This window comes from Oleiphilus sp. HI0043, from assembly GCF_001634935.1.
In genome coordinates, this window is the sequence record NZ_LWEY01001267.1 from 43466 (window position 1) to 51173 (window position 7708).

Consider the following 7708-nt stretch of genomic DNA (forward strand, 5'->3'; position numbering starts at 1 on the left):
CCAAATGTCCATTCAGGACTTAATGAACCTCAAAGTAACTGTTGCATCAGTATTTGAAGAGTCAGAGCTGGACGCAGCGTCTAGCGTATCTCTTCTGACCGAAAATGACTGGCAAAAAACAGGAGCAAAACGCTTAAGTGATGTGCTGGAAAGTGTTCCTTCCGTGGCAAGTTACCCTACTTGGGGTGGTGCCGAAGCAATAGCAATTCGCGGCTTCACTACAGAGCTATCGGTGCGCGGCATTGCCAACACTTTAAATGGCGTCCCCTTAAACAGCTACACTTATGCGACCTCGTTGTATGATAAACCGATTATCAATCTTGATCATTTAAGCCGTATAGAAATGGTTAGAGGGCCCGGCAGTACACTCTATGGAAGCGATGCTTTTCATGGTGTAATTGCTCGACAACTCAAAGACTCTAATAAAGATGAGACCCAGATTAGAAGTAAAGTAGGCAGTGATGGTTATACCAAAGCCTCTCTATTTGTCGCACAGACATTCGAAGATAGCATACTCAATGCCGGCTTAGCATTTGCCCGACAGAGCGATCAAAACTTGAACTATCGCTACACCGATCCTGATGACGGTTTGCTCTATAACTCCGAAAGACACTATGCCTATCGTGATCAAAGTGGCTTTATAAAATTGAGCGCTGGCAAAGTCGATACAGGACGTGTCGAGTTTTTTTCATACTACGCAAACTATTTGGCATCTGGTTTTCCAAGCACCGGCACCCAGTTCTTTACCCGTATTGATGATAATTTTGACGTGCAATCTACCAGCTTAACTGAAGATCGGGAACATTCAGGGCAAGATTCCAGCTTCTGGCTCGCAAGCTTATCTTACGATTACCAGCTTAGCGATAGCATTGAACTGGGCACTCAAATCTATCATTGGCAGAGTAAGCAAGAATGGTCATTTGACAATGCACGCTACCCGATAAGCCTCGTGTACGCGCCTAACGATATACCAATCACTTCTTTTGACTGTAAAGATGGAACCAATACGACCAATAACCCTCTTTACTGCCCTCACACACTCTATCAATCTACAAATGAGCAACGTAGTGGCGCGAAACTTCAGTTAAAAGGCAAATCGCCTGAAGCCTCAACGCAATGGGTTCTCGGTGCTGGTTATGACCGATTTATCGTCAACGGTAGCAACTACTCCCGGATCGACTTAAATGGCAGCACCCTTGTTGATCAAGACAACCCTTATAAGAATTCTAAACGACACATTAGGTATGCACTATTCCAAGCCAAGACAGGCTTATTTAATGACAAACTGCATGCTGTCTATGGTCTCAGAGCAGACGATTACTCAGATGTCGGCTCTCACCTTTCGCCAAGAGCAGGGCTCATTGTCAAAGTCAATGAAAACTATAGCTCCAAGCTTCTTTACGGCCACGCTTTTAGAGCGCCCACAGCAATTGAGAGATTTGGCTCTGTTCAGGCAATTGAAGCAAACGAGAGCATCAAACCAGAGGAAATTGATACGATTGAGTGGGTCAATCATTTTCTCGCTAATGACTATTCTACAGAGTTAACTCTGTTTTCAAGTCGCTGGAAAGAAGGCATCGTTTTAGTGCCAACAACGGGCTCTTCTCAGAAATATTTCAACACAGGTAGAAATGAGTCTTATGGTGTTGAGCTTTCTGGTCGAAAACAGTTCAAGAGGTTTGAGTTAGTTGGCAGCAGTAGCTATGTTCGAAGCGAGAATAAAGAACTCAATAGTGATTATTTAGCTTTCCCACAGTGGATTTTTACACTTCAGGGTAACTACCTACTTGCTGATAGCAATATCGAGCTATCAATCAAACAAAGAGCAATGCTCAACTATAGTGAGGGTGACTATATAACCTCGACAAACCCGACAACGCTAGAGGTGACGCAAATTGCGCCAGAGGATGCAGATGATTATTTTCGTACTGACCTCAGCCTTCTTAAACACTTCGACTCTAAATCAGGCGAAGGCGAACGTGCTATGTATATAAACGTGAATAATATTTTTGATCAGAAAAATACCGTCGCATCACTATATAACGTTGAAAACGGCCTAGCGGATTCTGGCTTATCAGTTGATATTGGACTGTCCTGGAGTTGGTAGGCAACGATTTACTTTAAGAGCTCAACCAGCGTATCAAGTAGGCGAGCGTAATCCCTAAATAGTTACCCAGGATATAGCCAAGAATTGCAGCGGCGAAACCTGGGACTATTAGCGATTTATTCTTCAAAGCACCCGCCACGACGGGTATAAATGGCACCGACATGATGGCTGCGGCCGAACTAATCAAGAAGGTATCTGTATCGACTTTAAATAGCTTGCATAAACTAGCATGCAGAATTAACGTGCCAACCAATAACAAGGCGATAAAGAGAAATAACTCTACATTCAGAGCACTTAGAATTTCCAAGTTGGTCATTGTGCCCATGGTAAAACAAAACACTAGCACCAAATACATGCCGCAATGAAAGCTCTGCTTCAAACGCTTTACCTGAGGAAAAAATGACAAGCCCAGACCAGCACTCGTAATCGCCACTATCGTCACTACTGAAGACATACTTTTCGGGAACAACTGAGAAAGGCCTATACCAATAACCAATGCCAACACTGCAAAGCCGAGTACAGAGGCAACATTTAAAACATTTTCTTTGCTCACTAGCTGCTTATAGGCATGTGAACTTTCATCACTCAAGTGATCAAAGAGCCCCCCACCCGACGTGCTATTCAAGGGCAACTTTTCGCTTTCATTGAAGGCTTTTAAAAACCGGCTAAACAGCGGTTTTGCGAGGCTCACAACAAATAATAGATATAAGGCCGACAGCAAAATATCATAGCTGGTCATCGTAATAAACACCGACTGCTCACCTTCAATTGCCGCACTAATAGCCGCCATATTCGGGCCTCCTCCGGTATACGCGCCGACCGCTAATCCAGCAACTTGCCACAAATGCTCTATTCGCCCATCAAACAGTAAAGACAGAATCGTCGTGATAATCATCACGCTAAACAATGCTAGAATCATGGCTTTAATCGTTGGCCCAGCCAAGTGAAAAGCAGACTTAATATCCATTGAAAAAGCCAGCATTGGAATTGCCAAGGCTATGGCGACTTCAGTTACCTGAGTTTGGATCGAGAGCACATCGCTACCGGGCAAGTAGTTCTGGATATTGAAACCCGATAGCACAATACCCGAGGCAAAAGCCAACACCACGACACCCAGCTTGTCGAGAATGGCCCAGCGCTGAGCAGCGACAATCAACACAGCGGGAAAGCTGAGTAAAACGAGAATAAAGAAAATACCCATCACTACAACTATTGCTCCCAGCGAGGTGTTTTTGAGGTATCAAATACAGACCACCAAGCAACAATCTTTCCCTGATCATAGACAGCTATTTGCCCGAACTGGAGAAACAAGGCTTCACTTTGTCTGGGCCGGAAGAACATATAGTCGTTAGGCTTTAGCTCAGAAGACTCTGCAAGCGAATACATTTCCTGATTGCTTGAGCAACCGTACAACTTCACTCGTTCAGAGCCTTCTGGATAGCACGGATCAGCAAGCCAATTGCCACCATAAATAAAGCACGCCTTCTTCGGTAACAGCTTCGCACTCCGCAAAAAAGGAGATAAAGATGAAGCAATGGGCAAACTTGGTTTTTCAATTACCTTTAAAATGGGGGCAGCAATAAATGCGGCAGGCACATGATGCTCCAGAGTTGGAATATCAAAGTCGCTGGGCTTAACCAGAGCTGACGAAACTGCTAATTCATTCCTAAAATCGCCTTGCTGATACAAGGAATAAGTTGGGCTTCCCCCTGCGTTTAAACATAGCCCTTCATGAGAACCAAATACTTCGTCAACCACATTAACAAAACGCTGATAGCTACTTTTTGCAGCACGAGCCACGACAGCCCTTCCTTCCAAAATATTAAGCGCCTTGGCAACGTGGTAGTCGTAACCCATTAGTCCGCTAAGGCTCAATAAATCAGATTGTTTAATACGCTCTAGACAAGACCTAAACTCACTCATGTCAGCAAAGCCACCACGATGCAAACCCACGTCGACCTCAAGGTTAACCTTCATCTTGAGCCCTGACTCTAAAGCAACAGCCTCGTACTCGTTCAAGCGTTCATTTGAGTCAATCAGCCATTGAACTTGCTCTGCTGGCTCAAAGTCTAGCGGCTCACCTTGCTTCTCATACCACTGATAGAAAGCTCTAAGCGCCATGACAGGCATAGGTTTTCCTAACAACAAGTCCGGCTTTACGGGCCATTTATGCTCTGCAATATGTATAAGAAAAGGAAGGTGAAAGCACATTAAACGAGAGGAATTAGTTTCGGACAGTATATATTCCAGCATAGGAATACTGGGTAAAGATTTTGCCACCACTCGATAGGCAAACCCTTTTTCTAGGGTTTCTTTCAAGCGTGCAATATTTTCATCCAACAAAGATTTATCGACAAGCAGTACAGGGCTAGCAAGGCCTGCCTGACTCAGAGCGAGCGATAGCTTAGAAAAATAGTTTGCGTCCATATTATCCAACTAGTCTTATTATTTTTTTGGATCTGCAGTCTAAACCAAGTAAAAGTCCAGCCTACCTGAGATCATAAAATCCCAGACTAACACAAACATGAATATTATTCATATTTTAAGGAATGGCTTACTTCCCAGCTTTGAGAATTACAAACTTCTTATTCGCTGCGATATTTTCAAAGTTACCAAATATTCTTTTCAAGTCAGAATGGTAGCCAAGGTGCCGATTTGCCACGAGCCATACCTCGCCACCCGTTTTCAATGCACGTTTGGCTTCTTTGAAAAAGGATTGGGCTATCGAAGTGCTCACCGTATTTTGCTGATGAAACGGCGGGTTACAAAGAATCAATTCCAATGAATTAGACTTAGCCTTGCTCAAGCCGTCACAAGCAATAAACTCAGCACGGTTTGTAGGCATATTGACCGCCAAATTGTGTTTCGCAGACTGTACCGCCTGAAAAGACTCGTCATAGAAAAACATCTGGGCATTAGGAAAGCGCTGTAAGTAGGCTAAACCAAGTACCCCATTCCCACAGGCTAAATCAGCGACTTGTGAAACCTCCGGTAAGCACTTGTAATGCCCCAAAAAGAAGCGACTGCCAATATCCAAATGATCATTGCTAAAGACATTTGGTAAAGCCTTCAAGTTCAATTCAAAATCGGGAACGCTGACAGACTTGCACTGTTCAAATATATTCTGCTCTGAAGCGTACGCCAGAGATTTATCAACCTCTGCCCTCCAGACTCGCGCTTTTTTTACACCTGGCAAAAAACTCGCCGGGCCAAAGCACTTCTCCAGCAACTCATACTGACCTTTGCTTAAGTGCTTATCCATACCTGCAAGTAAAAGTGTACAGCCTTCTTGTGCCCACTTATTCAGTTCAGCGAGTAAATAAGCCAGCTGGCTTTTAGATTTAGGTACTCGACCAATGATTAAGTCTGGGCGCTCTTCTCGTTTGACGAGATACTCAAGACCCGACTCAAAGTCCAGCACATTATCGTCATTCGCTTCAGCATTCTTCTTGAGGTTCTGTCGCGTTGCTTCTAATGACATCCATGAGTCGCCGTAACAGAGGGGCTTATATTTCATTAAAGGAATCGTCAAAGCACCAAAGTTATCGTGCACGATACAAAGCTGCTTGAAGCTTCCAGCCATGTCATCAACCAGATTAAGCAGGTAGCTGTCTGCAGCATCCCAGGCACGCAACTGACTACGCTTTTCAACAGGATAACGCTGAAGCTCATAATTCTGGCCGTTAGCGGTAAATGCGTTGGGATTTTCTGATGAGGAAGAAGACATAAAGGGATTTTAACTAATGAGCGAACTGAGCATTATAGCTCAAGCCATGCCTATCAAGAAGAGCCTAAGTTTACAGCGCAGCGCCAGCCTGACAAGCAACAGAAAGTCTCTGCCTACAAGCCTGTTGATACAATTGCTGCGCCTTGCTTAAGTTCTTAATAACACCGAAACCGCTTTGATAGAAACGACCTAATTGAAACTGAGCCTGAGCACTTCCTGATTTTGCAGCCACTTCAAACCAACGAAATGATTCATGCGAGTCGTGTTGAGGACCATCTTGTAAATAGATTTGCGCCAAACTTAGCTGAGAATCGATATCACCTTGTTCGGCTGCCAAGGTATACCAACTAATGGCTTCAGCTATGTTTTTACCAGAGACTTCACCAGAATGATAAATTCTGCCTAGTTGATACTGAGACAGTATATGCCCATGATCAGCCGCCCGTCTCAACCAACGCAAAGCCCTTTTCGGTTTAGCTTCGACACCCAATCCATTTAAGAGCATTAGCGCTAAGTTATACTGAGCTTGAACGTCTCCCAACTTAGCCGCCTTCTTGAACCAGCTATTAGCCTTTGTTTCGTCTTTGACGTCTTCATTGGTGTAATAAATTAAGGCTAGATTATATTGAGCTGAGGTATCGCCCTGTTCGGCCGCTAGCGTATACCACTTTATCGCTTTATTAATATCTCTAGGTAAACCGTCACCTTTCTCATACAGCACAGCTAGATTATTTTGCGCTTCCAACAAGCCTGACTCAGCGGCTTCTACGTACCATATCTGCGCATTAGAAATGTTCTTAGCGACACCTAAACCTTCCTGATTAATTCGGGCCATATAGAATTGGGCAATGCTATCGCCTTTATAAGCTAATGGCTCCCATATATTTTTGGCGCAGACATAGTCTCCTGAATTGAAGCAGTGGCGGGCTTGGTCAGAGCTCGCATGCATCTCGATAGAAGTAACCAATAAAAGAAAAGCTAGAGTAAATTTAATATGAGCAATAAAGCTCGGCCAGAAACCAGTATTCAATACAAGATACCCTTAATCATCTGTCACCCGAAATAAGTACGTATCAGTATATACCAGCAACCCGGAAATAGGAGGTTATCTATATATTATGGGAAGCCAGCTAATGTACGTTTTACTCTTAGTATCGCGAAGCTGTAAAGTTAGCGGTGTTGAATCTAGACTTATTAGAGGTTTGATTCTTGGCAAAAGCTTTAAGCTGGTAAAAAAGAATATTCTTTTACATTAGCCAATGTTAAATACCTCGACGTAACTCCCAAGGGAAAACCTTCCCCATGCTGTTTAATAAAGTCTGCACAATTATAGGGTCCATTAAGTCAGTGAGTTCCCACTGACTTAAAAATAATAGCGCTAAATACTGATCAGCCAGGCTGAGGTCTTGTTCGCCACATGTCAGCATATCTGCAATTGACGAAAACATTGGCTTATCATCACTCTTGTACATCAAACGCCCATAAGAACAAACAGGCTTGCCTAAGACCATTGCCTCATGAACCAAGTTAGAGTTAACCGATACGACCCCAACACAATTTTTATGCGCGGCTAAATCAATACTACGGATACCTTTCTTAGCCTCGATAAATGTCACACCCTTTGGTAACGTCGGAGCATTAGATAAGCGGCATTTTTTAGCAGGATGCTCAGTCACGATAATGTTCACACCTTGCGCTTCCGCATAACTCCGATCAATTAGCGCCTGAGCCAATAAATCGTTGGCGCCCTTCTGCCCATACAAGCTCTCAAAACCAGAATCAGAAAACTTCAGGTTATAGTCCTCTCCTCCTTGGAGTGGCAATAAACAAAAAGGCTTTTGAGTAAGGCCTGCGATATCAACCTTTTTAGGCCT

Annotated in this window: 6 protein-coding genes; 1 reads left to right on the forward strand and 5 read right to left on the reverse strand. The window is 43.8% G+C overall.

The annotated features are described in order from the left end of the window. The first annotated feature begins 22 nt into the window (after nt 1-22). Entirely contained in the window at nt 23-2107 is a 2085-nt protein-coding gene (locus A3729_RS16525) for a TonB-dependent receptor (RefSeq protein ID WP_068509502.1), read from the forward strand. 13 nt (nt 2108-2120) lie between these two features. Here the strand turns inward: A3729_RS16525 and A3729_RS16530 are convergent, their stop codons facing one another. The 5 genes from A3729_RS16530 to A3729_RS16550 all read right to left on the reverse strand — a co-directional run. After that, on the reverse strand, nt 2121-3308 hold the full coding sequence (locus A3729_RS16530; RefSeq protein WP_068553504.1) for a DUF819 family protein: 1188 nt from the start codon (nt 3306-3308) through the stop codon (nt 2121-2123). 8 nt (nt 3309-3316) lie between these two features. Continuing rightward, complete coding sequence (locus A3729_RS16535; RefSeq protein WP_068510870.1) at nt 3317-4534, reverse strand: alanine racemase; 1218 nt, start codon at nt 4532-4534, stop codon at nt 3317-3319. Nucleotides 4535-4661: 127 nt separating this feature from the next. Continuing rightward, the gene (locus A3729_RS16540; RefSeq protein ID WP_068510872.1) at nt 4662-5834 is read right to left on the reverse strand and encodes a methyltransferase; all 1173 of its coding nucleotides are present in this window, start codon (nt 5832-5834) and stop codon (nt 4662-4664) included. Nucleotides 5835-5904: 70 nt separating this feature from the next. Further along, a complete protein-coding gene (locus A3729_RS16545) occupies nt 5905-6864 on the reverse strand; it encodes a tetratricopeptide repeat protein (RefSeq protein WP_068510874.1) in 960 nt (319 codons plus the stop codon). 232 nt (nt 6865-7096) lie between these two features. Then, nucleotides 7097-7708 (reverse strand): hypothetical protein (locus A3729_RS16550; RefSeq protein WP_156497979.1); only part of this gene is annotated, 612 nt, incomplete at its 5' end.

Bases quoted from the DNA above. Each gene is read 5' to 3' on its own strand.
- A3729_RS16525 (WP_068509502.1), top strand. From the start codon at position 23: ATGAACCTCAAAGTAACTGTTGCATCAGTATTTGAAGAGTCAGAGCTG.
- A3729_RS16530 (WP_068553504.1), bottom strand. From the start codon at position 3,308: ATGGGTATTTTCTTTATTCTCGTTTTACTCAGCTTTCCCGCTGTGTTG.
- A3729_RS16535 (WP_068510870.1), bottom strand. From the start codon at position 4,534: ATGGACGCAAACTATTTTTCTAAGCTATCGCTCGCTCTGAGTCAGGCA.
- A3729_RS16540 (WP_068510872.1), bottom strand. From the start codon at position 5,834: ATGTCTTCTTCCTCATCAGAAAATCCCAACGCATTTACCGCTAACGGC.